Here is a 26,449-nt window from a genome sequence, read left to right on the forward strand (position 1 = left end):
CCTGGGCGGAATGGTGGCGCGGAAGCTCGCCGCGGCAGGTTCCGCCCAGCGCCTGCTGGTGCGGGACGCAGCGCGCGCCCCCGAGCTGGAGAACGCTGCGGCGGTGGTGTGCACGTACTCCGACTCGGCAGCAGCGCGCCAGGCCCTTGAGGGCGCCAAGGTGTTGTTTATGGTTTCCGCCGCGGAGGCGGAGGACAGGTTGGACGAACATTTCACGTTCGTTGATGCTGCTGCCGACGCCGGGGTGGAACACCTTGTGTACACGTCCATCTACCGCTGCGCGCCGGACTCGACGTTCACGCTGGCCCGCGACCACTACGCCACGGAAGAACACATCAAGGCTTCCGGGATGGAGTTCACCTTCCTGCGGAACAACCTCTACCTGGACTTCCTGCCCCTGATGACCGGTGAGGACGGCGCGATCCGCGGGCCCGCCGGCGAGGGAACGTTTTCCGGTGTGGCACGCGAGGACATTGCCCGCTGTGCCCTCGCCGTGCTGCGCGACCCTGCCATCCATAAGGGCATGACCTACAGCCTGACCGGCCCGGAGGAGCTCTCCATGTCTCGGGCTGCCGAGCTACTCACGGCAGGAACCGGCCGTACCGTCAGCTACTATCCGGAAACCGTGGAAGAGGCCTACTCATCCCGCGCATCCTACGGCGCACCGCAATGGCAAGTGGACGCCTGGGTGAGCACGTATACGGCTGTCGCGGCCGGCGAATTGTCGGGAGTGTCTCCTGACGTGCATGGGCTGACCGGCCAGGATCCCATCAGCCTGGCGGAGTTCCTGACCCGTCCGCAGCTGTAGTTGTCCCCACCGCCGGTGCGGGCCGTTGACGTGCCGCCCGTGGAAGCCGTTGACGTGCCCGCGCGGCGGGCGTAAACCTGTGGCAAGGCATCATCCAGCCCTGCATAATCCCCGCCGAGCAGAATCGCAGCGCCATGAAGCAGATCCAGGACAACCCGCAGTCCACGCCTCCAGCTGAGGGTTCCGGGGAACCGGCCGCGGTGCCGGCCGGGCCCACAACCGGCCCGCTCACTCCGGAGGAACTCCAGCTGGGAGCCCGCAACCACTCCATGCCCCTGGAGGCGCTCCGCCGCGACGTCACACCGCCGGGGCTCCACTACATCCTCACGCACTTCGACATTCCGGACATCGAAGCTGCCGCCTGGCACCTCCGGATCAGCGGCGCGGTAGAGCGTGCGCTGGAGCTGAGCATGGCGGCGCTGCGGAAGGATCCCGCCATCACCGTTCCCGTCACGCTGGAGTGCGCGGGCAACGGCCGGTCGCTCCTTTCACCCCGGCCCATGAGCCAGCCCTGGGTCCTTGAAGGAGTGGGCACCGCACATTGGACCGGCGTGCCACTCGCGTACCTCCTCGGCAAGGCGGGGGTACTACAGAACGCCGTGGAAGTGGTCTTCACCGGGGCGGATGCCGGGATCCAGGGCGGCGTCCCCCACCACTACGCGCGTAGCCTGCCAATCCGGGAAGCGCTGCGTGCCGACGTCGTACTCGCCTACAAAATGAACGGCCAGGAACTGCCGCCCCAGCACGGCTACCCCCTGCGGCTTGTGGTCCCCGGCTGGTATGGCATGGCCAGCGTGAAATGGCTGGAATCCATCGAGGTGGTCACTGCCCCCTTCGCGGGTTACCAGCAGCAGGTCGCATACCGCTACCAGGATTCAGCGGACGACGCCGGGACGCCGGTTTCGCGGATCAGGGTACGTTCGCTGATGGTGCCGCCGGGCATCCCCGAATTCTTCAGCCGCAAGCGGGTGCTGCCCCACGGACCCGTGATGCTGCAGGGCCGTGCCTGGTCCGGGCAGGCGGCGGTGACTGCTGTCGAAGTGGGCATCGATGACAAATGGCTGCCGGCGCACCTGGAAGAACCCGCGGGAGGATACGCGTGGCGCAAGTGGACGCTGCCGTGGGTCGCTGACCCCGGTGAGCATGTGCTGGCCTGCCGTGCCACGGATGCCAGCGGCGCCACCCAGCCCTTGGAGCAGAACTGGAACTACCAGGGACTGGGCAACAACGTAGTGCAGCGGATCAGCGTAAAGGTTGACTAGCCGCAGGTGCAGAGGCAGGGCTTAGCAGGCCGGTACAGAGGCAGGGTTGGGCAGGTCTGGTTGCCTGGTTGCAACACCTGCCTCCCGGCCGGGCGGCCGGGGTGCAGGGCTGCCGGGGCTATACTCGGTGCCAACCATGACCAGTCTTCCTTCCTCCCCCGCCAGCGTCCGCATCGATGCTTGGTTGTGGGCCATCCGGGCCTACAAGACCCGCTCTGCGGCCACTGCCGCGTGCCGTGCCGGCCATGTACGGCTGAACGGCAGCCCGGCAAAGGCCTCGGCAACGTTGATCAACGGCGATACGGTGACGGTGCGGATGTCCGGCTACGAACGTGTCCTTGAAGTGCGGCGGCTGATCAACAAGCGCGTGGGTGCGGAGGCCGCGGCCCACTGCTTTACGGACCACACACCGCCGCGGCCCATTGCCCCGGCGCTGGGCCTGCCGCAGCGCGACCGTGGCGCCGGCCGGCCCACCAAAAAAGACCGCCGTGAAATGGAACGCCTCCGCGGGGCATGATCCGGCTTGTTCCTGAGCCTGTTGACCGGCTTGGCTAGCGCTTGACCCGTGCCCGCACCAGGTTCGCGAACGGCAGTTGCCCGTACTGCTCGATGAATGCGGTGTGGTACTCGGCTTCTGCCTTGTTCAGGCCTTCGGCGGGCAGTTCCTTCCAGGCGAGCAGCAGCTGCCCGGCGTCCTTGAGTTGCCAGACCAGGCGGCCGTCCCAATGCCCTGGCGGCTTGCCCTGCCCGAAGTCCAGGAATTCCTGGATCTGCCGCCGGAGCCCCCGGTTGCCTTTGCTGCCGGGACCGGCTTTCCCCAGATAGAGCACCGCGGCCGCATCCACCCACTCGGCTGCGAGCGCCGGTTCCGGGAGTGAGGGGTCCTTCTTTTTGAAGATCCCGGCGGTGCTTTTCTTCAGGAACTTCCGCTGGAACCCTTCCGGCACGATGACGGCAAAGACGCCCGTACCCTGCGGGACCCGCATGGCGTCCAGGTCCTGAAACGACCTGAAGCCCGCAAAGCCGTCATCTTTCAGGCCCTTCCTGGTGAACTGCATCCCTATATTGAACAGCACGCCTTCTACTGCGCCGCACCAAGGCCCTCAAGCGTGCCCAAAGAGTAGGAACGGCGGCGTAACGCCGTGGTGCGCCTCAATATCCCCTGCCCTCCTCCATGCCCGGAAGCGTAGAGTGGCATAAGACGCCTGATTCTGGACGCCTTGCTGCTGAGGGAGAAATCGTGACGATTGACTGGGACGAAAAGAAAGCCCTGCTACAGGAACCGAACATCGCGAAGGTAACCCAGCTTTGCGACGAACTGATGGAAAAGAAGCCGGGTTCCATCGTCCCCTACATCGACCCGGTGCACGACGAGGATGAATGCCGGATCGTCAGCCTGCAGGTCAGCCCTGGAAAGGGCACCGAATCCGGCTTCGTCTCGCACTACAACGACGACGAAGCGGCCCGCCGGGCCACCCAGATCTATGAACTGGCCGAGCTGGATCCCCGCTACGTGATGCCGTGGAACGCCTATCCGTGGGTTCGGGATCCCGGGATGCCATCGGCGCTAAGCGTGCAGGAAAAAACCGACGGCCTGCGCCCCTTCCGCCAGTTCCTCAAAATCAACTCGCGCGTTTCGGCAATCATCGCCCACGGCACGGACGCTTCCACTTTCCTAACGCTGTTCGAGAAGACCTACCATTCATCACTCAAGAACAGCGGTATCAAGGTCTACAAGGCCACCGCCCTGGGCGGACGGGCCTTTGCTGTCTCCGAGGCGAAGCAGGAAGAGCTTCTGGCCAAGAGCGTGGACATCTATAAGGACGCGATGCAGCGGGCAGGCATCCAGCACCTCTGAGCCAGTGACGCGCATCGACGTGCTCGACTGGCTGCTCGATTCCGACCCCGCCATTCGCTGGCAGGTCCTCAGCGACCTCGCCGACGCTTCGCCTGGAGAGATCCAGGCTGAGCGGGAACGGGTAGCGAACCACGGCTGGGGCGCCAGGCTTCTCGCCCTGCAGGACACAGACGGCAATGGGCGGGCGGTACCTACTGGCCCGCCTTTGACGATGACCCAGACAACCAACCGTGGACGGCCACGACCTACAGCCTGCTGCTCCTGCGCGACTTCGGCCTGAACCCCTCGAGCCGAGAAGCCAGACAGGCTATCGCGCTGGTCCGCGCGCATAGCCGCTGGGAGGAGGGCAACCAGCCCTTCTTCGAGGGCGAAGTGGAACCGTGCATCAACGGGATGGCCGCGGCACTCGGGGCGTATTTCGGAGAGAAAGTGGACCCGGTGGTGGAGCGGCTGACCCGCGAACAGCTGGCTGACGGCGGCTGGAACTGTGAGGCCGAGAGAGGCTCCACCCGCTCCTCCTTCCACACCACCATCTGCGTGCTGGACGGACTTCTCGAGCACGAACGGAGCACGGGAGGCACCGCTGAATCGCGGGAGGCGCGGCACCGCGCGGAGGAGTATCTCCTGGAGCGCCGGCTGCTGAGACGGGAGTCCACGGGCGAGCTCATTAGCCGGGACTGGCTGCAGCTCTCCTACCCCACCCGCTGGTTCTACGACGTCCTTCGCGGGCTGGACTACTTCCGCGCCGCCGGCGGCGCCCCCGACGAACGCCTCGAAGAGGCGGTGGAGGTGCTGCGGTCGAAGGAACAACCGGACGGCAGGTGGCTGCTGGAAAACACCCACCCCGGCAAGGTCCACTTCCCGCTGGAGGACGGCGACGGACAACCAAGCCGGTGGAACACCCTCCGCGCTCTGCGCGTACTGCGGTGGTACGAGGGCTCATGAGGGCATGCACCGTCCGGCTCAGCCTTCCATTAACCTCCGGCGGTGCTTCAACTCCTTGACCCACGCCCTGGTGACCATGTCGGGAAACGGTGAGCCGCCGTCGTCGTTACCTTTTTGGCCGGGCCCCTTCAAGGCACGGAAGGCGGTACCAATCTCCAAATCGGTGATCAACGGGCCGGACGCCTTCAGCGCAATCTCCAGAACCTGGGCAGCCGCGCGGTCGGTGAGTCCCAGTTCTGTGGCCCAGCCCAGGAAGTGGCGGCGCGAAATCCCGGTCCTCTTCCCATCCATGGTCAAGGCCAGAGTTTTGTCGCCGTAAACCACTGTGGAGGGGATGTCGTACACCGGTGCGATCACCCACTCTCCATGCGGCTGCTGGACCATGGAGACGTTCTTGGCATGCAGGTCTCCGTTGCCTGTCAGCCATGCGTAGGCGGCCTGGATCGCCAGGTTTCGAAGGGCGGGGAGCGGTGCCGAGCAGTAGTCCGCGAGCGCGTGGCACACCTGGCCGTACCCCACGTTGTACTTGTCCGCCGGGTAGAGCCTCAGCACCTGCGCCCCGTCCTCCACGGCAAGGCGCCGCACGGCATCAGGCCCTGCCGCCGGGACCGGCATGCGGTCGAAGCGCTCCACCAACAGCCCCGGCCGGCCGGCAACATCCCGGATCAGCTGGACGCGGCTCAGTGGAATCCGAAGCCTGGCGGCGTAGCGGAACATGACGTACTCGTTCTCCACCACATGCGGGAACTCCGGCGCGTTGAGCTTCAGGATGAACTGGCGCCCCGTGCTGCCCACCGGTACGGAAATCATTCCGGCTGACAACTTGTCCTGCACACCGGCCAGGGCTACCGGATCAATCAGGTCCGGGTCGCCGAGCAATTCATCGAAATCAACAGGCCTGCGTGGATCCAGGCGGACCGCGTGGTCATCAGGGTTCAAGGGTTCCCCATGGCCGACAATTTGGACGTCTCCCACCGGATTGCCGCCCGCCGCGATCAGAAGGGACAGGTCGTCGTCCGCGCTGGTCTTGATCGATCGACGCAGGGCGTTAAGGCGGCGGCCCTCGGGCAGCAGCCCGGTGAAATAGGGCGGAGCGGCCCCCGCACTGGACAATACAGGTTCGCTCGCGAGCGGCAGGGAGGTGGCGACGGCGGGTCCCCCGGTGCTGAGGTAGCTCGCCAGGTAGCTGAACCTGGTGCCGCCGTCGTGCCGCTCAAGCCGGGCGGCGAGGACACCTGCCTTGTAGATATCGGCGATGCGGTGCCTCACCTCTGCTCCCGGTGGCCAGCTGCCGCCGTCCTGTCGTATGGGGCGGCTGTACGTGTCCGTGTAACTAACTGCAGCTCCAGGCCAAGCGTCCCAAGCAGCGACAGAAGTGAGTCCAGCTGAACGCTGGACTTCCCCTGTTCCACAAATCGCACGAACCGCTCAGAGACCCCGGCCAGTTGGGCGAGATCATGCTGCGTCAGACGGAGGGCGGTTCGCCTGGCCCGGACTTCTGCCCCAAGGTACTGAGAGAAGGACAATCCGACAGCCACCTCCTTCGGTACGAACGTTCCGATACATACCCGTTGCCGAGTCTACAGCGGACCGATAACCCTTCACAGGGTGCATCCGGAACGATCGTGCCGGAAGGGGTAGAACCGCCCCCCGCATTGACACCTGCTGTGACCCCTGCCATATTTAAGGCGTGAACCTGTCAGACAGCCGGACAGCAGGACAGCCTGCAGCCACTCCGCTCGCGCGGCTTAGTGCTGCCGAAGCGGTGTTTAACGCCATCCGGCAGGACATCGAGTCGGGGCGGCTGGCAGTGGGCAGCAAACTGAGCTCGGAGGCCACGCTTTCCCAGCAGTACGGGGTAAGCCGGTCAGTGATCCGGGAGGCGCTCCGCTCCTGCACTGCCCTTGGCCTCACCGTCACCAAAACGGGCAAGGGCACGTTCGTCGTAGCGGACAAAGTGGCCAACGATCTCACTTTGGGCCAGTATTCAGCCCGGGACCTCACCGAAGCCCGCCCGCACATCGAAGTACCCGCAGCCGGACTGGCCGCGGAACGCCGCAGTGACGAAGAGCTGGAAACTCTCCGCCACATCGTGGCCGCGATGGCCACCGAAACCGACCCGGAGTCCTGGGTATCCCTGGACTCAAGCTTCCATGCCGCCATCGCCCGAGCCAGCGGCAACAAGGTATTCGCCAGCGTGGTGGCGGACATCCGTGGTGCCCTGGCCCATCAGTCCGAAACCCTGAACATGGTGGCGGACCGGCAGCATGCCTCAGACATCGAACACCAGGACATCCTGGCCGCCATCGAGGCAGGCTCGGCCGAGGAAGCACGGGCGGCCATGGCCCACCACCTGCACGCTGTCGGTGTGGCCCTCGAATCCATCCTGAACAACTAGCTCCAGCCCATCCAGCCAAGGAATCCATGCTCTCCCCTGCACTTTCACCTGCCCTCAGTGCTGCCGCCCTCCCGCAGCACACGCCGTTGGTCACTGCCACCCGCGACGGACTGGTGGAGAGCGTCCACTACGGGTCCGCTATCGCACTCGAAGCTGACGGCACGGCAGTGGCGGCCGTGGGTGCTCCCCTGGCGCCGTTTTATCCCCGGTCCTCGCTCAAGCCGCTTCAGGCCGTAGCAATGGTGCGCGCCGGCCTCGAGCTGCCGGCTGAGCTCCTCGCCCTGGCCGCCGCAAGCCACTCGGGCGGCGCAAAACACCGCCAAGGAGCCCTGCGCATCCTCGAACAGCACGGGCTCAACGTCAGCGACTTCGAAAACAGCAGGGACCTCCCCTACGGTCCGGGCGAGCGGGAGGAGTGGCTGCGCAACGGGGGCCGCTCCACCCAGCTCACCCAAAACTGCTCGGGCAAGCATGCCGCGATGGTTGCCACCTGCACCATCAATGGCTGGCCGGTCAAAGGCTACCTGGACCCCTCCCACCCGCTGCAGCAGTTGGTTGCCAAGACCGTCCTGGACCTGACAGACGAGGAACCATTCGCCGTCAGCACCGACGGCTGCGGCACCCCGCTGTTTGCCCTCACGCTGCAGGGCATGGCCCGTGCCTTCGCTGTGATTGCGAAGACTGCCGCGGACGACGACGGCGCACCGGCTTCACAAAGCGCGGAAGCCGCCGTCGGGCTCGCCATGCAGCGGCACCCGGACATGGTGGCCGGGGACGGCCGCGACGTCACCGCGCTGATGCGCCTGCTCCCGGGCTCAGTGGCCAAGGACGGCTTCGAAGGCGTGCAGCTCGTGGGTCTTGCTGATGGCCGCGCCGTTGCCGTAAAGATTTCCGACGGCGGCGACCGCGCCCGGATGCCAGCCACAGTCAAACTCCTCGAGGCGCTGGGTGTGGACACCGCGCCGCTCTCTTCAATCGCCACCGCACCCGTGCTCGGCGGCGGCCACCAGGTGGGCCTGCTGCAGGCTGCCGACTTCCTGCCCCAATCATCAATGTCCATACCCGTCAACGAAGCCCTGTAAGGACCCCATGACCACGATCAACAGCGAAGCGCCCGTCCGGTCCGAACACGACCTGCTCGGAGACCGCGACGTCCCCGCCGACGCCTACTGGGGCGTGCACACCCTCCGGGCGGTGGAGAACTTCCCCATTACCGGCCAGAAGCTCTCATCCAACATGCACCTGGTCCGGGGCCTGGCAGCAGTCAAGCTTGCCGCGGCCCGCACCAACCGCGAGCTCGGGCTGCTGGACGCCGAACGCTCCGACGCCATCGAGCGGGCGTGCCAGGACATCCTGGACGGCCGGCTTGCCGACCAGTTCGTGGTGGATGTCATCCAGGGCGGCGCCGGAACGTCGTCGAACATGAACGCCAACGAGGTCATCGCCAACCGGGCGCTGGAGATCCTGGGCCACCCCAAGGGGGACTACGCCCGCCTGCACCCCAACGACCACGTGAACCTGTCCCAGTCCACTAATGACGTCTACCCAACGGCAGTAAAGCTGGGCACCATCTTTGCCGCCCGGGAGCTGCTGGACGCCTTGGCCGAACTCGAGGAAGCCTGCGCATCAAAGGCGCTGGAGTTCCGCACGGTGGTCAAGATGGGCCGCACCCAGCTGCAGGACGCCGTGCCCATGACTTTGGGCCAGGAGTTCGGCACCTACGCCATCACCATCGGCGAGGACCGGCTCCGTCTTGCCGAAGCCGACCTGCTGATCCACGAAATCAACCTCGGCGCAACCGCCATCGGCACGGGCCTGAACGCACCCCTGGGCTATGCCGAGGCAGCCTGCCGGCACCTCGCGGACATCACCGGCCTCCCGCTGGTCACCGCCCCGGACCTCATCGAAGCCACCCAGGATGTGGGCGCCTTCGTCCACCTCTCCGGAGTGCTGAAGCGCGTGGCCGTGAAGCTCTCCAAGATCTGCAACGACCTCCGCCTGCTCTCCTCCGGCCCGCGCGCCGGGTTCGGCGAGATCAACCTGCCGGCCGTGCAGTCCGGTTCCTCCATCATGCCCGGCAAGATCAACCCGGTGATCCCGGAAGTGGTCTCCCAGGTTGCCTACGAAGTCATCGGCAACGACGTCACCATCACCATGGCCGCCGAAGCGGGTCAGCTCCAGCTCAACGCCTTCGAACCCGTCATCGTCCACAGCCTCCACAAGAGCATCTCCCACCTGGAAGCCGCGTGCCGCACCCTTACGGCCCGCTGCATCCGGGGCATCACTGCCAACACGGAACACCTCCGCCTCACCGTGGAGCAGTCCATCGGCCTGGTCACAGCCCTGAATCCCCACCTGGGCTACGCCACCGCAACCGCCATCGCGCAGGAAGCGCTCGCCACCGGCAAAGGCGTGGCCGAACTCGTCCTCGAACACGGACTCCTCACCAGCACCCAACTGCAGGAACTCCTCAGCCCCGAACGCCTGGCCAACCTCAGCAAACCGGTTCCGGCCCCGAATCCAACGGCATCCTAGAAGGACCTCCCCATGACAAATCCCCCCATCACAGACCACACTGTGCCGCCGCAGGCGCATGCTTCTGAACCGGCGTTGCATGCCGAGGACAAGGGCTACCACAAGAACCTCAAGCCGCGGCAAATCCAGATGATCGCCATCGGCGGCGCGATCGGCACCGGCCTGTTCCTGGGCGCCGGCGGCCGGCTCAACGCCGCAGGCCCATCCCTGGTCATCGCCTACGCGGTCTGCGGGTTCTTCGCGTTCCTGATCCTGCGCGCCCTGGGCGAACTGGTCCTCCACCGCCCCTCCTCCGGATCCTTCGTCTCCTACGCCCGGGAATTCTTCGGGGAAAAAGCAGCTTTCGTTTCCGGCTGGTTCTACTGGATCAACTGGGCCACCACCACCATCGTGGACATCACCGCGGCGGCCCTGTACATGAACTTCTTCGGCAACTACATCCCCTGGATGGCAGCCGTCCCGCAATGGGCCTGGGCCCTGATCGCCCTCGTCGTCGTCCTGGCCCTGAACCTCGTCTCGGTCAAGGTCTTTGGCGAAATGGAATTCTGGTTCGCCCTGATCAAGGTCGCAGCCCTGGTCGTGTTCCTCATCGTCGGCACCTACTTCGTCATCTTCGGCACCCCCGTGGACGGCCAGCAGGTCGGCTTCAGCCTCATCTCCGATAACGGTGGGATCTTCCCCAACGGCCTGCTGCCCATGATCATCCTCATGCAGGGCGTCCTGTTCGCCTACGCCTCCATCGAACTGGTCGGCACCGCCGCCGGCGAAACCGAAAACCCCGAAAAAATCATGCCCAAGGCCATCAACTCCGTGGTCTTCCGCATCGCGGTGTTCTACGTCGGCTCCGTGATCCTGCTGGCCCTGCTGCTGCCCTACACCTCCTACGAAAAGGGCGTCAGCCCCTTCGTGACGTTCTTCGGCTCCATCGGCATCCAGGGGGTGGACGTCATCATGAACCTCGTGGTCCTCACCGCCGCCCTGTCCTCCCTCAACGCCGGGCTCTACTCCACCGGCCGGATCCTGCGCTCCATGTCCGTCAACGGCTCCGCCCCCAAGTTTGCGTCCCGGATGAACAAAGCAGGCGTCCCCTACGGCGGAATCGCCATTACCGCCGGCGTCTCCCTCCTGGGCATCCCGCTGAACTACCTCGTCCCGGCCGACGCCTTCGAAATCGTCCTCAACGTCGCCTCCGTGGGCATCATCATGACCTGGGCCACCATCGTCCTGTGCCAGATCCAACTCCACCGCTGGGCCAACAAAGGCTGGCTCAAACGCCCCTCCTTCCGCATGTTCGGCGCCCCCTACACCGGCTACCTCTCCCTGCTCTTCCTCCTGGGCGTGCTGATCATGGTCTTCATCGAATCCCCCCTGACCATGCTCGTCACCGCCATCGCCTCCATCCTGATGGTCTTCGGCTGGTACGCCTGCCGCAAACGCATTAACCAGATCGCCCAAACCCGCGACGGCTACACCGGCACCGCCCCCGTCATCGCCAACCCGCCGGCAGACACCTTCAAGAAGTAGTCCCGCTCCACCGCGTACGACGGCGGCACCCCAGGTTCTGAAATTCCGGAACCTGGGGTGCCGCCGTCGTTATTCAGCTTGCTGTCGGGGGGCTAGGGTGACGGTTTGACCACCATCGCGGACCCGCCGCCGCGCCTCACCGGTTCGGCCGCGGCCACTGCCCTTCCGTCGGGGAGGAACTCGATGGCCGTGGCTGCGCCGATCTCGGCAGCGGATGTGAATGCATCTCCGGCAGGAGCCATCTCATGCCTATACCGGGAGATAAGTTCCTGCCCATAGGGAGCAGCAATGAATGCCGGTTCCGCAGTAACCTTGGCGGTGTTCCGCTGGGAGGCCCTTGGAGCCGCCAGGGCTTCCTCTATGCTCATCCCGAGGTCAATCCGGTTGACGAGAGTCTGCAGGACAGTGGTGATGATGGTCGAACCGCCCGGCGACCCAAGGGCGAGGAACGGTTCGCCGTCCTTCAGCACGATGGTTGGCGACATGGACGAGCGCGGACGCTTGTTCGGCTCGATCCGGTTCGGATCGGTTGCGCTGTAGACCGTGGAGAAGTCCGTCAGCTCGTTGTTCAGGATGAAACCGCGGCCAGGAACCACAATTCCGGATCCGCCGGTCTGCTCGATGGTGAGCGTGTACTCCACCACGTTGCCCCACTTATCGGAGACCGTGAGGTTGGTGGTGGAAATGTTCTCCGTATCCTTTTCGTCCGCGAGCACGGCGGGTGCCACGGGGCAGACGCCGTCGTAGGACATCACATCCCCCGCCGCGACTGGCTTGATTGCTGCAGTAGTGGGATTGATTTCGCAAGCCCGTTCCTTGGCGAACACCTGGTCCAGTAGCGCGTTAGTGGGAACATCCACAAATGCCGGGTCGCCGACGTACTTGCCGCGGTCTGCGAAAGCGAGCGCGCTTGCTTCCAGGTAGTGGTGCAGGACAGCCGGCGTGTTTGCCTTCAAGGCGGGAAGGTCAAAGACTTCCAGGATATTCAGGGCCTCGCCCACGGTGGTGCCGCCGCTGCTGGAAGGCGCCATGCCGTAGACGTCATAGCCGCGGTATTCCACATGGGTGGGGTCCTGGTCCAGCGCACGGTACTTCGCCAGGTCTTCAGTAGTCATGAATCCGACAGGAACGGGCAGGGTAGTCGTCGGGCTCTTGGGCGGGTTCTGCACCGTCTGCGCAATCTCCTCGGCGAGGGGACCAGTGTAGAAGGCGTCCGTGCCATGCCGGGCCAGAAGACGGTAGGTCTCTGCCAGATCATGGTTCCTGAGGATCGAACCGACCACTGGAAGCTGGCCTCCGGGGAGGAAAAGCTCGGTGGTGGCGGGGAATGCCCTGAAGCGCTCGTCGTTGTCATCTGTCTGCTGGCGGAACGTCTCGTCAACCACAAAGCCGCGGTTAGCCACCTTGATGGCCGGCTTCAAGGTTTCCGCAAGGCTCATGGTGCCCCACCGTTCGAGCGCACGCTCCCAGGTGGCTGGCGTGCCGGGGACGCCTACCGAAACCCCGCTGGTGACCAGATCGGGAGTGAAGGTGTAGGGCTGGCCGGTGGCCGGATTCACAAACGCGTTCGTGGGCATTGCCGCGGGGGCAGTCTCCCGGCCGTCAATGGTGCTGACCTTGCCCTTCTTCGCGTCGTAGTACACAAAGTAACCGCCGCCGCCGATTCCGGCGCTGTAGGGCTCGGTGACGCCCAGGGTGGCTGCTGCGGCGACAGCGGCATCAACGGCGTTGCCGCCCTTTCGGAGGACTTCGATGGCCGCCGCGGAGGCTTCCGGGTCCACGGTACTGACGGCGCCGGCGTACCCGGTCGCGGTGGGGGTCTTGTCGGTCTGCCGCGGATGGGCGGAGGCCGGACTTACTAATGCTCCAGTGGTCACGCTCATCGCCAGCGCTGCCGTGATGGCAGCGACCCGGCGTCCCAGATGTGGCATGGTTGCTCCTGAATGGGTTCGAGTGAGGTGTGTCACAGGCTACTCCTCGCCCCATATACTCTCAACGGCTGCTGTTTGTCCTTGGCCCCGTCAGCTGCCATGGGACGTGTCCACGCCTACCGGTCAAGGAGGACCATGATGAGCGACCAGGAACCAAAAATTGTTGTAGGTGTGGACGGCTCCGATTCCTCGGTGCAGGCCCTGCGATTCGCAGCCCGGCTGGCGCCCGCACTTAACGCGCGGATCCATGCTGTGGCCTGCTGGGATTTCCCGCAAATCTACGCCGGTTATGTTCCGCCCGACTTCGACGCATTTGAAGCAGCCGCGCGGCAAACCCTGGCCGAAGCTGTCGGCAAAGCGTTCGGACCTGATGCCCCCGTAGAGATCACTCAGGCTATAGTCCGCGGCCCCGCGCCGGCCAAACTGGTCGAGGCAGGCGCCGAAGCCGCACTCCTGGTGGTGGGGCGCCGCGGGCACGGCGGCTTCATCGGCATGCACCTTGGCTCGGTGAGCGCAGCGTGCGTTTCGCACGCCGCCTGCCCTGTCCTGGTAGTGCATGCCGACAGCAACCACCGCCCCCACCATCTCTGGAGAGGCTCCAAGGGCAGGGGCGCCGCGAAGCTCTAGCCGCCCGAACCATCCTGGCGTAACGCAACGCCCCTGCACCTCCCGACGGGGGGCCGATCCCCTATGCTCAGCAGAGTGCCCCCTGGCGCCGATGCCCGCAGGGTTGGCACTAAGCGAGCAGTTCAACGACGAACCATCCGGGAGACAGCATGACCAACTGGCGGATCAGGGACTTCCACTCAGCGGACCTGGACGGAATACTGCACCTTTGGGAGACCCTCAAGTCCCACAATGTCGAACCCGTGTACGCGCTGTCCGAAGTCCTTGCATCGTGCGAAAAGGACCACGCCGTGGTGGCGGTGCAGGGAGAACAGGTGGTGGGGGCCGCCGTCGGACGCGCCGCCCACGACCAGGGCTGGATCGTTTTCCTCGCCACGCTGCCTGAATACCGCGGCCGCGGGATTGGCACCTCGCTGCTGGCCGCCGTCGAAAACCGGATGGCACCGCACGGGCTGAACAAGCTCTCTGCGCTTATGCCGGAGTCGGAAACCCGCGTGGAGGCGTTCCTGGGCCGAGGCTTTGCCCTGAAGAAAAACCTCCGGTACTTCGAGCGGACCATCCCCGTCCAGCGGCAGGAACTCGGCGCGCTGGGCCAGCTGGGCGGGCGCGTGCTGGCCCGCGACCTGTGGGAAAACGTGGCCGGCATGCGCAAGGAGAAGGAACTGCTGGAACGCCGCCTGGTCCTCCCCCTGGCGGAGGCCGATCTCGCGGACGAATTCGGCGTCGTTCCGCCCCGCGCCGTGGTGCTCTTCGGCCCGCCCGGCACCGGCAAAACCACCTTCGCCAAGGCCATCGCCTCCCGCCTGGAGTGGCCCTTCGTGGAGGTGTTTCCCTCCCGGCTGGCCGCTGACCCGCAGGGCCTGGCCGGAGCGCTCCGCGAGACCTTCCTGGAGATCGCAGAGCTTGAGCACGCTGTCGTGTTCATCGACGAGGTGGAAGAAATCGCCTCCCAGCGCTCGGGCGAGCCGCCCTCGCCGCTGCAGGGCGTCACGAACGAGCTGCTCAAGATCATCCCGGCCTTCCGGGAACAGCCCGGACGCCTGCTGGTGTGCGCCACCAACTTCATCCGTGCCCTGGACTCGGCGTTCCTGCGCCACGGCCGGTTCGACTACGTCATCCCCATCGGCCTTCCCGACCGGCAGGCCCGCGAGGCCATGTGGCAGCGTTTCATCCCTGCCCCGGTGGTGGATGACGTGGATGTGGAACTGCTGGTGGAAAAAACCGAGGGCTTCTCCCCCGCAGACATCGAGTACGCCGCCCGCAGCGCCTCCCAGCGCGCCCTTGAGAAGGCTGTGTACGACGACGGCGGGCTCGCTTCCGGCGGCACACTTTCGGTCCGGGAGGCGGTGCGGAAGGGGCCCTCCACCCAGGATTATCTGGACGCCATCGGTGACACCCGCACCACCGTCAGCGCGGAAGTGCACCAGGACTTTCTGGAGGACATCGATGCCCTGGGCCGCGTTTAAGGAAGTAACGTTTTATGCATGTCCTCCAATCCCCTCCGGCATGCCATGGCGCGCATGGGCGGCCGCGATCCGCATGAAAAACACCGGGCCGCCACGCCGCTGGAACTCTTTTTCGACCTGACGTTCGTGATCGCCTTTGGGGTGGCGGGGAGCCAGTTTGCCCATGAGATTGCCGAAGCGCGTTTCGGTGCGGGCCTGCTGGGGTTCTCTTTTGCGATGTTCGCCGTGGTCTGGGCGTGGATCAACTTCACCTGGTTCGCCAGCGCCTACGACACCGATGACTGGATCTTCCGGGTAGTCACCATGGTCCAGATTGTCGGCGTCCTGATCCTCGCCATGGGTATCGAGCCCATGTTCCACTCCATCGTGGCAGGCGGGTACGTGAACAACGGGGTCATCGTGAGCGGCTACGTCATCATGCGGCTGGCGCTGGTTGCCCAATGGTTGCGGGCAGCAAAGCAGGACCCCGCCCGCCGTCAAACCTGCATGCGCTACGCCAAGTACCTCGCCCTGGTCCAACTTGGATGGATAGCCGTCGCCGTCTTCAAGGCGGACGTGCTCACCACCATCCTCCTGACTGTGCCCTTGATAGCACTGGAAATGGCCACGCCCTACGCGGCCGAACGCAACGCCAGGACGCCCTGGCACGCCCACCATATCGCCGAGCGGTATGGGCTCCTCGCGATCATCGCCCTGGGAGAATGCCTCATCGGCGCCATCGAAACCCTCCGCGCCATCGTAGCCAACCACGGCTGGAGCGTGGACGCTGCGCTTGTGGGCTTCGGCGGAACAGCGCTGGCGTTCGGAATGTGGTGGATCTACTTCATGCTGCCCGCAGGACGCGCGCTGCACCTGCGCCGGCACCGCTCATTCCTCTTCGGCTACGGCCACATTCCCGTGTTCGCCGCGATCGCCGCCACCGGGGCCGGCCTGCACGTGGCGGCGTACTACATTGACCATGAGGCACACATCAGTGCCGCCGCGGCCGTGGCCAGTATCGCCATTCCGGTGGCACTCTTCAAGGCGTCGTTGACGTGGCTGTACAGCACCATGATGGGCCGTGACCGGCACGTCATAGCCGTCACCGTCGGGGTGCTCGGCGCGCTGGCAGCTTCGGTGGGACTTGCTGCGGCCGGCGTGTCAGTCCCGGTATGCCTGCTGGTGATCGTGCTGGCACTCGCCGTTCCGATCGTCATTGATGAGCTCCACGGCTCCGGCCGGCTGGACCGGGCTTTGGAAAAGCTGGAAGCGGAGGCTACTCGGGCCCGCCCGTCCTAGCGTCGAGGGCCGTCCCACCAGCGGCGTCCGACTCCCCGTAGGACAGGTTCTCGTAGTCCGTCGTGTCTTCCTCGTCCAGCTGATTGTCCAGTTCCTCCAACAACCACGGGTTCACCCGCGCGAGGATCTTCCGGACCTCCTCCACTTCGACGGCGGCGTACAACACCGGACGGGCGTCGCGGTACTTGGTGACGGGCGGCTTGTCCGGCCACTTCTCCGCCAACGCCTGGACCCTTTCGGGCAGCGAGTTGTGGGCGTTGTCGGCGATCTTGACCAATGCCGCATCATGGTGCTCAGCGATTTCGCGGATCCCCGCCTGATAGTCGTCCGGGTATTCGTGCAGCCGGTTGGTGACGCGTTCGATGATTTCCACAGCCCGCTCGGACACGCCCATGTCCAGCAATGCCTGGCGGGTTATCGGAGTGTCTTCCGCAATGTCGTGCAGATACCCGGCGATCCGGATGTCGTCATCAAAGTCGGCCAAGGCGTCGCCTACGGCGAGGACGTGTTCCCGGTACGGTCGCTTCAGCTTGTCCTTCTGCCGGTTGTGGGCCACCTCGGCAAGGACCTTGGCTGTCTCTACCGTGAACTTTGGCGCCGGGCTTTGCTCCGCGGCATGCTGGTCTGACATGTCCTAAGCGTAGGCTGACCCGGCTGCTGTGGCTCAACCGCGGACTCAATTGTCCCGGGCAGCTACTGCTTACCGTATTTCCGATGGACTGCCTGCTTACTGACTCCCAAGCACAGCGCAATGGCTTCCCAGGACAATCCGGCCTGCCGTGCGCTCCGGACGAGCGATGATTCGGTCCGGCTCACTTCCTTCTGCAGCTCAGCGACAGCGTGGAGGGCCTCTGCCGGCCCCATGCCATCCATTGATCCCACAAGGGTCTTCATGCGGTCCACCTCCATGCGTCAACCTTAGTTGACGCATGGAGGGTTGTCAACAAAAGTTGACGAAGGATCCAGGCACGCCTTTTGGGGACAGGGGAATCAGCGCCGGGCAGCCTCCATACCGCTCCATACCCATGGCTCCAGCGGCAGCGTGGACGGGTCAAACGCCGCCAAAGCGTTCTCAAGTGAACCTGCCGGCAGCCCCAAGGACTCCAGCAGCCCGTCCCGCACCGCAGGGGCAGGGCTTCCCGCTTCCGCAAGGTCCCCCAGCGTCACCGCGCCGTCCCGCTTTGCCAGCCGGACGCCGTCGGAATTCACCACGAGGGGAACGTGCGCATATTCCGGGGTGGGAATATTCAGCAGCGAGGCAAGGTAGGCCTGCCGGGGAGTGGACGGGAGGAGGTCGTCGCCACGGACCACCTGGTCGACACCCTGCTCCGCATCGTCCACTACCACTGCAAGGTTGTAGGCGGTGACACCGTCGTTACGCCGCAGCACAAAGTCATCCACCACACCGGCATAGGACCCGTGAAGCAGGTCGCGGACGGTGAACTGCGCGACGCCGGCGCGCAGCCGGATCGCCGCGCGCCGGGTGGAGCGCTTGAACTCCAGCTCAGCGGGACCGAGGTGCCGGCAGGTGCCCGGATACGCGCCCTGGGGCGCATGCGGAGCAGACGGGGCCTCCTGGATTTCCCGTCGGGTGCAGAAGCACTCGTAGGTTAGTCCGGCAGCCTCCAAACGGGAGATCGCCTCAGCGTAGAGGGGGCCACGTGCAGTCTGGCGCACCACGTCGCCGTCCCAGGTGACACCGAGAGCCTCCAGGTCCCGCAATTGCCCGGCTTCAGCACCGGCGCGTGCGCGGTCAAGGTCTTCCACGCGGAGCAGGAACTTCCTGCCGGTGGAGCGGGCGAACAGCCAGGCAAGGAGCGCCGTCCGGAGATTCCCTACATGGAGGTCGCCGGAGGGGCTGGGGGCAAAGCGGCCTGCAGAGGTCATGGGTCAACCCTATGCGGGAAGGGAAGGTGTGCCGGGACAATACAAGAGCCCCTCAGCTACCGGCATCGGGAATCCGACGCGGGTGGCTCAGGGGCTCTTGCCGTGTTTGCAGAATGACCGTGGTGTGAACAAGTGTCAATCAGCGGCGGCCTCCTTGCGGGAAGCGGTGTCCAGTTTCCGGTGGGTGTGCCGGGAGGCCTGTCAGCCTGAGGGTATCAGCGGTAGCTTTTGCCTTCGTTGCCACTATTTGAGCAGACACCCTACAGTTGGGACAACAAGCAATGAGCCGGTTGATCAGTCTGACTAATTACCGCCGGCGGCACCGACAGGAAATGATCACATTGCAGGAACTGGACGCCACCGACAAGCGCATTTTGCAGGGCCTGGATGATGACCCCCGGGTTCCCATCATGGTGCTGGCCCAACGCCTGGGCCTGGCCCGCGGTACGGTGCAGAGCAGGCTGGAACGGATGACGGCGTCCGGAGCCCTGCGTCCCAACAGCAGCAGGGTGCTTCCCGCCGCACTGGGACGCGGGGTTGCCGCTTCCGTGAGCGCCGAACTGGACCAGAGCCACCTCAACGAGGCCATTGCCGCGCTCCGCAAGATTCCGGAGGTGCTCGAATGCCACGCGCCTGCCGGGGATACCGACCTGCTGATCCGCGTGGTCGCCACCAGTCCGGACGACCTCTACCGGGTCTCAGAGGAAATCAGGCTTTGCCCGGGCATCGTGCGGACTTCCACGAGCATGTTCCTCCGCGAGGTCATCCCGTACCGCACTACCGGGCTGCTGAACACCTGACCGCTAGACCGGCGGACCCGCGTTGGACTTCAGGTTCTTCATGACCAGGGTGGAGGTCAGCCGTTCCACGCCCGGCAAGGACGTGAGTTCGGCGTCGTAAAAGCGCTGGTAGGCCGGCAGGTCCTCGGCGATAACCTTCAGGAGGTAGTCGGGCGAACCGAAAAGCCGCTGCGCCTCCACGATGTTGGGGTTGTCCGCCACCCGGTTTTCGAAAACCTCCATGGTGGCGCGGTCCACCTGCCGCAAGGTAACAAACACGATCGCCTCGAACCCCAGCCCCACGGCCGATGGGTCGATGTCGGCCCGATAGCCCCGGATCACGCCAGTTTGCTCCAGATCGCGCAGCCGCCGGTGGCAAGGGGCAACGGTCAAACCGACCTTGCCGGCAAGTGCGGTGGCGGTGATCCGGCCGTCCTCTTTGACATGGCGCAAGATACTTCTGTCAATATGGTCTATCACGCAAGGATCTTACCGCCGGAGCCCCTAGGTCGGCGAAATAGGACAGCACTTCCGGGCAAAAAGTATCTAGGGTTTCTCCTGACGGACCACTTGGCAGGAGAGATGATGAACCCGGAGCTGTTTTTGGCCTTTGTGCTGGTGGCCGCGGCCTTGGCCTGCACGCCCGGCGTGGACTGGGCATACTCCATTGCTGCCGGGTTGAGGCAGCGCAGCTTTGTGCCCGCAGTGGCAGGGCTCTGCGGCGGATACGTCCTCCACACGGTCTTACTGGTAGCGGGGCTTGCCGCGCTTCTCACGGGAATGCCCGGCGTCCTTGGCTGGATTACCCTGGCCGGCGCCGGGTACTTGATGTGGCTGGGGTGAGCACGCTTCGCTCCTGGCGCGCAGCCAGCTTCTCGGCCGGAGCCGGCAATGACGGCAGCACACGGCTCCGGTCCTTCCTGCAGGGCATGGGCACCAGCGGCATCAACCCCAAGGGCCTGCTCTTCTACGTGGCGCTCGTTCCCCAGTTCGTGAGCGCAGAGGCGTCCTTGCCCGTCCCGGTGCAGTCCGGACTGCTGGGCATGACCTTTGTGCTCCTAGCAGGGCTCGTGTACACCGCCGTCGCCCTGCTGTCCCGAACCCTGCTGCAAAGCCGGCCGGGAGCTGCGCGGACAGTGACCTTGGCCAGCGGGGTGATCATGGTGGTGCTCGGCGCCGTTCTGCTCGGCGATCAGCTCCTGCCCTTGTTCTCCGGGGCCCGGCTCACCGGAAGATGGCCAGCAAACTAATCGTCGCTGAGCTTCTTCCAGTCCTGTTCCCATATCCGGCGCATCTCCTCGTCCTTGCGGATGGGAACGGGCGCTGCGATCTCCCGCTGCGGCACCGGATCCTCGTGCCGCCTTCCCCAGTCCCTCGGATTGAGTGACCTTCGGCTGGAATCAAGGAGCAGCAGCGCCCGGTCCGTGAGTGCGTCGTTCCGCAGGGTCAGGTGCGTCTTCCGCCGCCGCAACACCTCTGCGAGCGCCTGGTTCGCCGCATCCAGCCGGCCCTCCCGCCGCAGAGCCCGGGCACGCACCAGCAACAGTGCGGCAGAGAGATCGTCCGCGTTGAGCAGGCCGTCGGTCCAGTCGATCACTGTCCGGCTCCGGCCGAGGGTCAACGCCAGCGAGCAGCGCGCCAAGGCCATGGGGAGCGACGGCGGCAGCCCGGACAGGGCGTCCAGCGCCGCCTCTGTGCGCCCCGTCTCCCGGAACGAGTGAGCCAGGGCCAGGAACACCGACTCCTCGCTGAACAGGACAGGGATCTCCACGCGCTCGGCAAGTTCAATGCGGGTGACGATCCTGGTGAGGTAGGTGGACGAATAGCGGTTGGCTTCGTCTTCATTCCTGGTGGTCAGCCCACGCTGGAGGAGCTCCGAGGCGCGCAGGTAGCCGCCCTGCTTGTAGACCAGCAGCCCGGACATGAGGTAGCAGAGGCCAGCCCATCCGGGGTAGGCGCGCGCCAGCGTGATCAGCTGTTCGGGCTGGCGGCTCGTGAAGACCGCCTCATGCACCGCCCTGGCCGGCTTGGGCAGCATCCGCTTCAACCGCGGAACCTCCCCGTCCACAGAGAGCAATGCCGGGTTGCGGCCACCGAGCACACCCGTCAGCAGGCCGCCCACTCCGCCGGCGAGGTCGTGGACAGGCGTGCGCAACAGGGGCTGGCCGAAGGGCGTGAGATCGCGCCTGTCCCAATAAATCGGTGCAGCATCCCCGGCGGTCATCTTTCCATGCTAACCGGGACTTCCGGCAGCCGGGGCAGGCACTGAAAGCGCATCTCTGGTGACGCGGCGCGCCTGCCCTTGTCCCAGGAGAAGATTTCCGGGAGGGTGGTAGGCACCCTTAGCAGTCCGTCATCAGCAAAGGAGAGTGCCATGCAAATCGACAAGACGCAGATCCTCGAACTCCTCAGGAACCAGGGAGACAACGACAAGGCCGCCCAAGCCGAGTCCGAGCTGCCGGACCAGGTGGACACCGACCAGCACGCCGGGCTTCTGTCGAAGCTGGGCATCAACCCCGCCGATCTGTTGGGGAAGCTTCCCGGCGGCCTCGGGGACAAACTGGGAGGACTGGGCCTCTAGGTCAGGGCCTTTCCATAAACCACTCGGTGAAAGCGGAAGCCCGGCCGGACGGGTCGAGGCGCAGGACCCACAGGTTGTCGTAGGTGGGGCGTTCGCCCGAATAGGTGGTGACGCCCTGGATAAAGGCGGTGTTACCGTCCGCACCCAGCAGCTCCCAGCTGAAGGTCCAGTCGCCCGGTTCATCCCGGGCGGCGAGCCAGCCGTCGACGATGCCATCCTGGCCCTGCCATGCCTGGGGGTCGTGGGGCCCTGTCTCGTACCGTGCATCAGCAGTGAAGAGAGCACGGATGTCCTCGGGCTTATTGCTGGTCCACGCGGCCTGGTACTTGTCCATCCAGGCCTGAACATGCCCACGGATTGGAGTTTGCTCAGTCATGGTGCCGTTGTACGCCCTGGCGCATCCGGCCCGCAAGCGCTTTAGCTGTTAGCGGCGATCCACACACCGACCACCCAGGTGCTCCCGGCCAGGCACGCCAGTCCGAACTCGGCGAGCATGCCCAGCCCGGTTGCTTTAAGGGCGGCCCAGCTGGAGGTCGCCGCCGTACTGATGTTCCGGGTGCGGAGGAACTCGCTGAGCAGGAGGCCGGCAGCGAAACCGATGAAGAGCCCCACCACGGGAATGATGAACATTCCCACCACACCCGTAACCAGTGCGGCGGCGATGCTCCTGCTGGGAATGGCGTGTTCCTTGAGCTTCCTGCCCGTGAGGACGGCGCCCGCCGCCATACCGGCAACCACGAATACCATGGCGATGGCGAAGACCACCCAGCCCGCCGTGCCCGCTCCGCCCCAGATGGCCCATGCCAGCAGGCTTGCTCCGATCAGGATGCTGCCCGGAAGTACGGGGATGACGGTGCCGGCCACGCCTACAACGATTGCCAGGCCGCACAGGACGGTCACCACGGTCTCCGAGTTCATGGACCCAGTCTATGGTTGGGGGCACGGAGCCCACGACGGCGGTGCCTCCGCGAAGGGGAGGCACCGCCGTCGTCATTCCGGCGTGGGAAAGGCGCTACTCCGCTTCCACGGCGGCAGCGACAGCGGCGGTGACGGCCGGGGCAACCCGGGGGTCCAGCGGGCTGGGCACGATGTAGTCGGCGGCGAGGTCCTCCGCCGCGAGCTCCGCGATGGCATACGCCGCTGCCAGCTTCATGGCGGGGGTGATGCGGCGGGCCCCCGCGTCCAGTGCGCCGCGGAAGATACCCGGGAAGGCCAACACGTTGTTGATCTGGTTGGGAAAGTCGCTCCGGCCGGTGGCCACCACAGCGGCATACTTTACGGCGACCTCCGGCAGCACCTCGGGGTCCGGGTTGGAGAGGGCGAAAACGATGGCGTCCTGGTTCATCAGGGCCAGGTGTTCCTCGTCCAGCTTCGAGGAGGAGACGCCAATAAAGACGTCCGCCCCGGCCAGGGCCTCCGCGGGGCCGCCTTCGAGGCTGCGGGGGTTGCTGCGCCCGGCGATGTCGGCCTTCTTGCTGGCCAGGTCCGCGGCGAGATCCGTACGGCTGCTGTTGATGATGCCGCGGGAATCCAGCAGGACCACATCGGTAATGCCGGCGGCCAACAGGATTTCGGCGACGGCGATGCCCGCGGCCCCTGCGCCGGAGACCACCACACGGAGGCTGTCCAGTGTTCGGCCGGTCACCTTGGCGGCGTTGGTCAGCGCGGCGAGGGCAACGACGGCGGTGCCGTGCTGGTCATCGTGCATCACGGGGCAGTCCAGCGCTTCGATGAGCTTTTCCTCAAGCTCGAAGCAGCGGGGAGCGGAGATGTCCTCGAGGTTGACTGCACCGAAGCTGGGGCGCAGGCGAACCAGGGTTTCCACGATTTCGTCCACGTCCGTGGTGTTGAGCACCAGCGGAATGGAGTCCAGGTCGCCGAAGGTCTTGAACAGGGCGGACTTGCCCTCCATCACGGGCAGGGAAGCGCTCGCGCCGATGTTGCCCAGCCCCAGGACAGCCGTGCCGTCACTCACGACGACCACCAGGCGCTGGGCCCATGTCAGGGTGCGGGCGAGTTCGGGATTGGCATGGATGGCCCGACTGACCTCGGCCACTCCGGGGGTGTAAGCGATGGACAGGTCGCGCTTGTTGGACAGCGGGACGGTGCTGGCGATGGAGAGCTTGCCGCCCTGGTGGGCGTCGAAGATCTCGGCTTCGCTTAGCGCGGTGGCTGCGGAATTGTCAGTGGCTGCAATTGCGTCAATGGACACGTCGTTGTCTCCTGGTGCTCGCCGTGGGCACACGGCACATGGGGCCCGGGTCCGAAAGGACCTGGGGCGGAAGTGGTGCGGGCGGGAAACCCAAGGGTGGCGGGTCTGGGAAGGAGCTTCGGGGATGCGCCCTGCGGCTCCATTTCGACCATGGTAGGCAGCGGCGGAAGGAGCTTCCGGGCGATTTGACTGACCGGATTGGTGCCAAAACGATTTTGCATGCGCCTTCGTGACCTACGTCACCGGAATAAGCCGGATTTAATGGGCAATTGGTCTAGACCGATTACGCGCTTTGATGGAGTGTGTAGCTGCCTTCGTTGGAGGGAGCAAGCCGTGCGCAGGCCTTTTTCAGGTCCTCCTCGGCCTCGAAGAGTGAAAGGCGGCGGTTCCGGACGGACTGGACCAGACCAGTGACCGTCAGCAGGAGCACCCTCGCCGCCGTGGCATCGCCGGACGCGGCCGCCACAAGCTTTTCGCTCAGCGCGTCGATCTCGCGCAGGAGTACCGTGGTGTCGCGGTCCGGAAGGTAGACCCCCCGGCTCAGGCACTGCTCCACGGCGGGCTGCATGACCCGCATATGGAAGATCTCCATGACAAGTCCCGCCAGCGCGCGGCCGCGGAAACGGGCAGGGACGCTCCGCGCCCCGCCCTGCAACTCGTCGAGCTGATGGCGGTAGAGGGCAAGAATGAGATGGGTGGGGGACGGAAAATACCGGTACAGCGTGCCCAGCGGCACATCAGCTTTGGCCGCTACCTCAGTGAGTTCCACGGAGTCCAGCCCCTTCCGGGCAAACCCTGCCGCGGACTCCAGAATGCGGGTATAGCGGAGCCGTTGGCGAGGAGCGGACGGCCGTGCGGCCATGGGCGGATGGTCTGAAATAGTCTCGGGCATCAGCATTCCGGGGTTGTGTTCCTATGGTGCAGCAGCCAGGAGCGTCCCCATCCCGAACCGCCTGCAGTCCGGCTCAACTATACGGCACAGTACTGTGCCGTAATTAGTCAGGGCACTTAGCTTCCGGCTTCAGCCGGTCAGTCCACACCCTTGATTTTCACCACGAAAACAGCCCCCAACAACCCGATGACGGCTGCGGTAATGAACAGCGTGACGTACCCGCCCAGGAACTTCACGGAGATGAATGCCAGGGCCGGGGCCACTACCTGGGGCAGCGAGTTGGCCACATTGATAACGCCCATATCTTTGCCCCGGTCGGCGGCAAACGGCAGGACCTGGGTCAGCAGCGCGAAGTCCACCGCGAGGTACGCTCCGAAGCCAATTCCCAGGACTGCCGCGCCGGCCAGCGCCCCGGGCCACACCGGGAAGAACGCCATGATCACCCCGGCCATGGCAATGGTTGCGGATGAACCTATAACGAAGGGCTTGCGCCGGCCCACCCTGTCACTCCAAGGTCCCGCTATCACCGCGGTGATCATCACCATCACGGCGTAGATGCCGGTAAGGATCAGGACACCCCCTTCCGGGTTTTCGTACTTGAGGATGTCGCGCAGGAAAAAGAGCAGGTAGACGATGGTCAGCTGGTTGCCGACGTTCACCAGGAAACGGGTGAGCCAGGCCCAGCCGAAGTCCGGATAGAGCCGTGGGCTGATCCAGAAACCGCGGGCGAACGCCCTAAGCCGGAACGCCGGACGGGCGTCCTTGGGCAGGACGAGATCGTTGCGATGGAAAAGATACGGCACCACGGACAGCAGCAAGGCTCCCGCGCAGAGCCAATACCCCACCAGGAAGTTGCCGGCCACCACGGCGCCGAAGACCGCGCCGGTCAGGATACCCAGCGTTTGGCCCATGGCCGCCAATCCACCCACGCCGCCGCGCTGGACCACGGGCACACGGTCCGGAACCGCCGCCGTGATGGCCGCGTAGGCCGCATTGGCACCGAGCTGGACCAGGCACCAGAAGAGCACCATCAGGGCAACGGCGCCCGATACGGACATCGCCAGCAGAGCGGCAGTGGCCAGCACTGCACCCGCCAGCACCCAGGGGGCCCGGCGGCCGAAGCGGGAGGTGGTCCGGTCCGAGAGTGCGCCAAAGAGCGGGTTGGCCACCAGGGACACCGCGGCCCCGCACGCCGTCACCAGCGACAGGATGGCTTCCTTGCTGGGCGCATCAATGCTGATGGCCTGCTGTCCGATGAAGACGTTGATGGGGCCGAAGAACGCCGCGTTGATGCCCACGTTCACGAGAACCAGGCCAGTGACCCAGCGGGCCGTGACTTTTTGCGTTGGCTCGGCCAGCGCCGCGGCCGGACCGCCGGGTCCGGCGCCGGGGTCCAAGGGTGCGGGAGTATCGGACAGGCTCATGATTTTGTTCCCCCGGCTACGGCTGATCAGCGACGGAATCAG

General features: G+C 65.4%; 27 protein-coding genes and 2 pseudogenes. 15 read left to right on the forward strand and 14 right to left on the reverse strand.

Going from position 1 to position 26,449, the window contains the following annotated elements:
- The first annotated feature begins 10 nt into the window (after nt 1-10).
- The 3 genes from M1D32_RS19150 (at nt 11) to M1D32_RS19160 (ending at nt 2,587) form a co-directional block, all read left to right on the forward strand.
- Nucleotides 11-808, forward strand: a complete 798-nt coding sequence (locus M1D32_RS19150) for an SDR family oxidoreductase (protein WP_458782237.1) — start codon at nt 11-13, stop codon at nt 806-808.
- 134 nt (nt 809-942) lie between these two features.
- Complete coding sequence (locus tag M1D32_RS19155) at nt 943-2,070, forward strand: sulfite oxidase (RefSeq protein ID WP_458780180.1); 1,128 nt, start codon at nt 943-945, stop codon at nt 2,068-2,070.
- 136 nt (nt 2,071-2,206) lie between these two features.
- A complete protein-coding gene (locus tag M1D32_RS19160) occupies nt 2,207-2,587 on the forward strand; it encodes an RNA-binding S4 domain-containing protein (protein WP_458780181.1) in 381 nt (126 codons plus the stop codon).
- Between the two features lie 34 nt (nt 2,588-2,621).
- On the opposite strand, the gene M1D32_RS19165 is transcribed toward M1D32_RS19160, so the two are convergent.
- Nucleotides 2,622-3,128 (reverse strand): hypothetical protein, encoded by a 507-nt coding sequence (locus tag M1D32_RS19165; protein ID WP_458780182.1) that lies wholly within the window; start codon nt 3,126-3,128, stop codon nt 2,622-2,624.
- 182 nt (nt 3,129-3,310) lie between these two features.
- Between M1D32_RS19165 and M1D32_RS19170 the strand changes: the two genes are divergently transcribed.
- Both M1D32_RS19170 and M1D32_RS19175 read left to right on the forward strand, forming a co-directional pair.
- Nucleotides 3,311-3,928: a uracil-DNA glycosylase family protein gene (locus M1D32_RS19170; protein WP_458780183.1), complete on the forward strand. Its 618-nt coding sequence runs from the start codon at nt 3,311-3,313 to the stop codon at nt 3,926-3,928.
- A gap of 13 nt (nt 3,929-3,941) precedes the next feature.
- Nucleotides 3,942-4,873, forward strand: a pseudogene (locus tag M1D32_RS19175) (hypothetical protein).
- Nucleotides 4,874-4,891: 18 nt separating this feature from the next.
- Here the strand turns inward: M1D32_RS19175 and M1D32_RS19180 are convergent.
- Both M1D32_RS19180 and M1D32_RS19185 read right to left on the reverse strand, forming a co-directional pair.
- Nucleotides 4,892-6,142 (reverse strand): type II toxin-antitoxin system HipA family toxin, encoded by a 1,251-nt coding sequence (locus M1D32_RS19180; protein WP_458780184.1) that lies wholly within the window; start codon nt 6,140-6,142, stop codon nt 4,892-4,894.
- Nucleotides 6,139-6,411: a type II toxin-antitoxin system Y4mF family antitoxin gene (locus tag M1D32_RS19185; protein ID WP_458780185.1), complete on the reverse strand. Its 273-nt coding sequence runs from the start codon at nt 6,409-6,411 to the stop codon at nt 6,139-6,141. The genes M1D32_RS19180 and M1D32_RS19185 overlap by 4 nt, the downstream gene beginning before the upstream one ends.
- A 152-nt stretch (nt 6,412-6,563) precedes the next feature.
- Between M1D32_RS19185 and M1D32_RS19190 the strand changes: the two genes are divergently transcribed.
- The 4 genes from M1D32_RS19190 to M1D32_RS19205 are packed head-to-tail and all read left to right on the forward strand — an operon-like array spanning nt 6,564 to nt 11,330.
- Nucleotides 6,564-7,271, forward strand: coding sequence for a FadR/GntR family transcriptional regulator (locus M1D32_RS19190; RefSeq protein ID WP_458780186.1), 708 nt, complete (start codon nt 6,564-6,566; stop codon nt 7,269-7,271).
- A 26-nt stretch (nt 7,272-7,297) separates the two neighbouring features.
- On the forward strand, nt 7,298-8,353 hold the full coding sequence (locus M1D32_RS19195) for an asparaginase (protein WP_458780187.1): 1,056 nt from the start codon (nt 7,298-7,300) through the stop codon (nt 8,351-8,353).
- Nucleotides 8,354-8,360: 7 nt separating this feature from the next.
- Nucleotides 8,361-9,806: an aspartate ammonia-lyase gene (locus M1D32_RS19200; protein WP_458780188.1), complete on the forward strand. Its 1,446-nt coding sequence runs from the start codon at nt 8,361-8,363 to the stop codon at nt 9,804-9,806.
- Between the two features lie 12 nt (nt 9,807-9,818).
- Nucleotides 9,819-11,330 carry an amino acid permease gene (locus tag M1D32_RS19205; RefSeq protein ID WP_458780189.1) on the forward strand — a complete coding sequence of 504 codons (1,512 nt, stop codon included), beginning with the start codon at nt 9,819-9,821 and terminating at the stop codon, nt 11,328-11,330.
- Between the two features lie 92 nt (nt 11,331-11,422).
- Here M1D32_RS19205 and ggt read toward each other — a convergent pair whose 3' ends face one another.
- Nucleotides 11,423-13,261 (reverse strand): gamma-glutamyltransferase, encoded by a 1,839-nt coding sequence (gene ggt / locus M1D32_RS19210; RefSeq protein ID WP_458780190.1) that lies wholly within the window; start codon nt 13,259-13,261, stop codon nt 11,423-11,425.
- A 135-nt stretch (nt 13,262-13,396) separates the two neighbouring features.
- Between ggt and M1D32_RS19215 the strand changes: the two genes are divergently transcribed.
- The 3 genes from M1D32_RS19215 to M1D32_RS19225 all read left to right on the forward strand — a co-directional run bounded on the left by M1D32_RS19215 (nt 13,397) and on the right by M1D32_RS19225 (nt 16,632).
- Entirely contained in the window at nt 13,397-13,888 is a 492-nt protein-coding gene (locus M1D32_RS19215) for a universal stress protein (RefSeq protein ID WP_458780191.1), read from the forward strand.
- Between the two features lie 149 nt (nt 13,889-14,037).
- The gene (locus tag M1D32_RS19220; protein WP_430230616.1) at nt 14,038-15,354 is read left to right on the forward strand and encodes an ATP-binding protein; all 1,317 of its coding nucleotides are present in this window, start codon (nt 14,038-14,040) and stop codon (nt 15,352-15,354) included.
- An 18-nt stretch (nt 15,355-15,372) separates the two neighbouring features.
- Complete coding sequence (locus M1D32_RS19225; protein ID WP_458780192.1) at nt 15,373-16,632, forward strand: low temperature requirement protein A; 1,260 nt, start codon at nt 15,373-15,375, stop codon at nt 16,630-16,632.
- On the opposite strand, the gene M1D32_RS19230 is transcribed toward M1D32_RS19225, so the two are convergent.
- From M1D32_RS19230 to gluQRS, 3 genes are all read right to left on the reverse strand, one after another.
- Nucleotides 16,610-17,263, reverse strand: a complete 654-nt coding sequence (locus tag M1D32_RS19230) for an HD domain-containing protein (RefSeq protein WP_458780193.1) — start codon at nt 17,261-17,263, stop codon at nt 16,610-16,612. The genes M1D32_RS19225 and M1D32_RS19230 overlap by 23 nt on opposite strands.
- Before the next feature lie 62 nt (nt 17,264-17,325).
- Nucleotides 17,326-17,526 (reverse strand): AsnC family protein, encoded by a 201-nt coding sequence (locus tag M1D32_RS19235; protein WP_458780194.1) that lies wholly within the window; start codon nt 17,524-17,526, stop codon nt 17,326-17,328.
- A gap of 96 nt (nt 17,527-17,622) precedes the next feature.
- A complete protein-coding gene (gene gluQRS / locus M1D32_RS19240; RefSeq protein WP_458780195.1) occupies nt 17,623-18,519 on the reverse strand; it encodes a tRNA glutamyl-Q(34) synthetase GluQRS in 897 nt (298 codons plus the stop codon).
- Nucleotides 18,520-18,851: 332 nt separating this feature from the next.
- On the opposite strand from gluQRS, the gene M1D32_RS19245 reads away from it, so the two are divergent.
- A complete protein-coding gene (locus M1D32_RS19245) occupies nt 18,852-19,319 on the forward strand; it encodes an Lrp/AsnC family transcriptional regulator (protein WP_458780196.1) in 468 nt (155 codons plus the stop codon).
- Nucleotides 19,320-19,322: 3 nt separating this feature from the next.
- On the opposite strand, the gene M1D32_RS19250 is transcribed toward M1D32_RS19245, so the two are convergent.
- Nucleotides 19,323-19,778 (reverse strand): Lrp/AsnC family transcriptional regulator, encoded by a 456-nt coding sequence (locus M1D32_RS19250; protein ID WP_458780197.1) that lies wholly within the window; start codon nt 19,776-19,778, stop codon nt 19,323-19,325.
- A gap of 105 nt (nt 19,779-19,883) precedes the next feature.
- Here M1D32_RS19250 and M1D32_RS19255 point away from each other — a divergent pair.
- Nucleotides 19,884-20,548 (forward strand): annotated as a pseudogene (locus M1D32_RS19255) (LysE family translocator).
- On the opposite strand, the gene M1D32_RS19260 reads toward M1D32_RS19255, so the two are convergent.
- Nucleotides 20,545-21,522: a hypothetical protein gene (locus M1D32_RS19260; protein ID WP_458780198.1), complete on the reverse strand. Its 978-nt coding sequence runs from the start codon at nt 21,520-21,522 to the stop codon at nt 20,545-20,547. The pseudogene M1D32_RS19255 and the gene M1D32_RS19260 overlap by 4 nt on opposite strands.
- Before the next feature lie 150 nt (nt 21,523-21,672).
- Here M1D32_RS19260 and M1D32_RS19265 point away from each other — a divergent pair, with 150 nt between their 5' ends.
- Nucleotides 21,673-21,879: a hypothetical protein gene (locus tag M1D32_RS19265; RefSeq protein WP_458780199.1), complete on the forward strand. Its 207-nt coding sequence runs from the start codon at nt 21,673-21,675 to the stop codon at nt 21,877-21,879.
- 1 nt (nt 21,880) lies between these two features.
- On the opposite strand, the gene M1D32_RS19270 is transcribed toward M1D32_RS19265, so the two are convergent.
- The 5 genes from M1D32_RS19270 to M1D32_RS19290 form a co-directional block, all read right to left on the reverse strand.
- Nucleotides 21,881-22,255 carry a nuclear transport factor 2 family protein gene (locus tag M1D32_RS19270; protein WP_458780200.1) on the reverse strand — a complete coding sequence of 125 codons (375 nt, stop codon included), beginning with the start codon at nt 22,253-22,255 and terminating at the stop codon, nt 21,881-21,883.
- Nucleotides 22,256-22,296: 41 nt separating this feature from the next.
- Nucleotides 22,297-22,797, reverse strand: coding sequence for a DUF456 domain-containing protein (locus M1D32_RS19275; RefSeq protein ID WP_458780201.1), 501 nt, complete (start codon nt 22,795-22,797; stop codon nt 22,297-22,299).
- Nucleotides 22,798-22,891: 94 nt separating this feature from the next.
- Nucleotides 22,892-24,091: an NAD(P)-dependent malic enzyme gene (locus tag M1D32_RS19280; RefSeq protein WP_458780202.1), complete on the reverse strand. Its 1,200-nt coding sequence runs from the start codon at nt 24,089-24,091 to the stop codon at nt 22,892-22,894.
- 283 nt (nt 24,092-24,374) lie between these two features.
- A complete protein-coding gene (locus M1D32_RS19285; protein ID WP_458780203.1) occupies nt 24,375-24,983 on the reverse strand; it encodes a TetR/AcrR family transcriptional regulator in 609 nt (202 codons plus the stop codon).
- 137 nt (nt 24,984-25,120) lie between these two features.
- Nucleotides 25,121-26,407 (reverse strand): MFS transporter, encoded by a 1,287-nt coding sequence (locus tag M1D32_RS19290; protein ID WP_458780204.1) that lies wholly within the window; start codon nt 26,405-26,407, stop codon nt 25,121-25,123.
- Between the last annotated feature and the right edge of the window lie 42 nt (nt 26,408-26,449).

The organism is Arthrobacter sp. D3-16, assembly GCF_054408515.1.

Bases quoted from the DNA above. Each gene is read 5' to 3' on its own strand.
- M1D32_RS19205 (WP_458780189.1), top strand. From the start codon at position 9,819: ATGACAAATCCCCCCATCACAGACCACACTGTGCCGCCGCAGGCGCAT.
- M1D32_RS19155 (WP_458780180.1), top strand. From the start codon at position 943: ATGAAGCAGATCCAGGACAACCCGCAGTCCACGCCTCCAGCTGAGGGT.
- M1D32_RS19220 (WP_430230616.1), top strand. From the start codon at position 14,038: ATGACCAACTGGCGGATCAGGGACTTCCACTCAGCGGACCTGGACGGA.
- M1D32_RS19200 (WP_458780188.1), top strand. From the start codon at position 8,361: ATGACCACGATCAACAGCGAAGCGCCCGTCCGGTCCGAACACGACCTG.
- M1D32_RS19150 (WP_458782237.1), top strand. From the start codon at position 11: ATGGTGGCGCGGAAGCTCGCCGCGGCAGGTTCCGCCCAGCGCCTGCTG.
- M1D32_RS19165 (WP_458780182.1), bottom strand. From the start codon at position 3,128: ATGCAGTTCACCAGGAAGGGCCTGAAAGATGACGGCTTTGCGGGCTTC.
- M1D32_RS19195 (WP_458780187.1), top strand. From the start codon at position 7,298: ATGCTCTCCCCTGCACTTTCACCTGCCCTCAGTGCTGCCGCCCTCCCG.
- M1D32_RS19260 (WP_458780198.1), bottom strand. From the start codon at position 21,522: ATGACCGCCGGGGATGCTGCACCGATTTATTGGGACAGGCGCGATCTC.
- M1D32_RS19245 (WP_458780196.1), top strand. From the start codon at position 18,852: ATGATCACATTGCAGGAACTGGACGCCACCGACAAGCGCATTTTGCAG.
- M1D32_RS19275 (WP_458780201.1), bottom strand. From the start codon at position 22,797: ATGAACTCGGAGACCGTGGTGACCGTCCTGTGCGGCCTGGCAATCGTT.
- M1D32_RS19290 (WP_458780204.1), bottom strand. From the start codon at position 26,407: ATGAGCCTGTCCGATACTCCCGCACCCTTGGACCCCGGCGCCGGACCC.
- M1D32_RS19270 (WP_458780200.1), bottom strand. From the start codon at position 22,255: ATGACTGAGCAAACTCCAATCCGTGGGCATGTTCAGGCCTGGATGGAC.
- M1D32_RS19225 (WP_458780192.1), top strand. From the start codon at position 15,373: ATGTCCTCCAATCCCCTCCGGCATGCCATGGCGCGCATGGGCGGCCGC.
- M1D32_RS19285 (WP_458780203.1), bottom strand. From the start codon at position 24,983: ATGCCCGAGACTATTTCAGACCATCCGCCCATGGCCGCACGGCCGTCC.
- M1D32_RS19160 (WP_458780181.1), top strand. From the start codon at position 2,207: ATGACCAGTCTTCCTTCCTCCCCCGCCAGCGTCCGCATCGATGCTTGG.
- M1D32_RS19215 (WP_458780191.1), top strand. From the start codon at position 13,397: ATGATGAGCGACCAGGAACCAAAAATTGTTGTAGGTGTGGACGGCTCC.
- M1D32_RS19230 (WP_458780193.1), bottom strand. From the start codon at position 17,263: ATGTCAGACCAGCATGCCGCGGAGCAAAGCCCGGCGCCAAAGTTCACG.
- M1D32_RS19235 (WP_458780194.1), bottom strand. From the start codon at position 17,526: ATGAAGACCCTTGTGGGATCAATGGATGGCATGGGGCCGGCAGAGGCC.
- ggt (WP_458780190.1), bottom strand. From the start codon at position 13,261: ATGCCACATCTGGGACGCCGGGTCGCTGCCATCACGGCAGCGCTGGCG.
- gluQRS (WP_458780195.1), bottom strand. From the start codon at position 18,519: ATGACCTCTGCAGGCCGCTTTGCCCCCAGCCCCTCCGGCGACCTCCAT.
- M1D32_RS19265 (WP_458780199.1), top strand. From the start codon at position 21,673: ATGCAAATCGACAAGACGCAGATCCTCGAACTCCTCAGGAACCAGGGA.